This is a genomic window from Moorena sp. SIO3I6, assembly GCF_010672095.1.
Genome location: NZ_JAAHHU010001507.1, coordinates 1 through 1,204, shown reverse-complemented (window position 1 = coordinate 1,204; position 1,204 = coordinate 1). Strand labels below are relative to the sequence as shown.

2 protein-coding genes are annotated in these 1,204 nt (G+C 47.1%); both read right to left on the bottom strand.

The window, feature by feature from the left end; translation table 11 throughout:
* Nucleotides 1-633 (bottom strand): hypothetical protein, encoded by a 633-nt coding sequence (locus tag F6K49_RS50710; RefSeq protein WP_293110465.1) that lies wholly within the window; start codon nt 631-633, stop codon nt 1-3.
* A 108-nt stretch (nt 634-741) separates the two neighbouring features.
* A partial coding sequence (locus F6K49_RS50705) for a Coenzyme F420 hydrogenase/dehydrogenase, beta subunit C-terminal domain (RefSeq protein ID WP_293110463.1) occupies nt 742-1,204 on the bottom strand: 463 nt, incomplete at its 5' end.

Here is a 1,204-nt window from a genome sequence, read left to right as displayed (position 1 = left end):
TCATACAGCAGCGTGCCGCAGGTTAGAAATGAAATCTAGTCCCAACTCAAAAGCTGTCTCACCGTCTTTTGATCGGAGCAAAATCCCAGCAACGGGACGATTGTTAATAACTGTGTTATACCAATTGTTGGCAATAGCATAGTAAAACCCGTTGTATCGGAAAACTCTAAAATAGTTTGGTCCAAGTATCTCTGGCGAACTTGTAAAGTTGAGACCATCTTTAGATTTAGCCAACATCGTTATTTGATTGTCACGATGCCGCTTTTGATAGCAACCATGAAAGTACATCCAAATCTCTTTTGCCTCCTCATCCACATGAACATCTGGTGAGGCAATGTGATCTTGGCAAGCTGTTCTATCTAAGTGTAAGGTTCCTGGTTCGTAGATATTCCACGGCCCTGCTAGGTGATCGGCATAGGCAAGGCGAATATATTTGCCTAAGTGGTGGGCAAAATAAAGATAATAGCGTCCTAGGGGATTTTCAATCCAGTCAGGAACGCGAATTAGAGAAGGTCCGTTTATATTTATGCCCAGATGTCCCATAATTCCTGGCATTCTCGGCCTAATTATGGGATTAGAAGATAGGTGTACCGCTTTAATTGGCGATGGTATTTTTCCCTGCTTTAAACTCATTTTCCAGATAAAATAGAACGAAGTCAGAGTTTACGGAAGAACTCTACAGGTAGTGTTTCGATGGCTGAATTGCGTAAGCTCTGGAAGTTTAATTCTTTGAGCCTCCAATTACTCCCTTGTTGCTGAGGGTTCTCCTAGCCGACCCGTCTTAGCGCGAGCACGAGCCCCACGTGCTTCTGCCAGAAGTTCTTTCCAGCTCTTTTTCCGCGCCAGTTCTTCCAGCCGCAAACCCTCCGTATTTGGCACTGGCAAGCCAGCGGCATGCATACCCACAAAACGAGCCCACGCGGCATTTTTCTGTCGCACCTTATGAGGCTGGAAGCGATCCAGGTCGCGAAATGTAATATCCTGGATCGTGGTCAGCACACCATCAGCCATAGCTTTATCAAATAATTCTTGTCCTCGTTTGGTACGGACAACGATCGCGTTGAATCCTTCATCTTCCCCGGTCGGACTCGCTCCTAGCCTGACATCTGCTGCCCCGAGATGGGTCAACTCACCTACGCCTCGCGGACCGATTCTCCACCGGGGCCGAGTCTTCCAATTGGCCTCATCTCCCCATAAATCTTGG

What these genes read in the sequence shown, in the direction of transcription:
- F6K49_RS50710 (WP_293110465.1), bottom strand. Translation starts at nt 633, where the DNA reads ATGAGTTTAAAGCAGGGAAAAATACCATCGCCAATTAAAGCGGTACAC.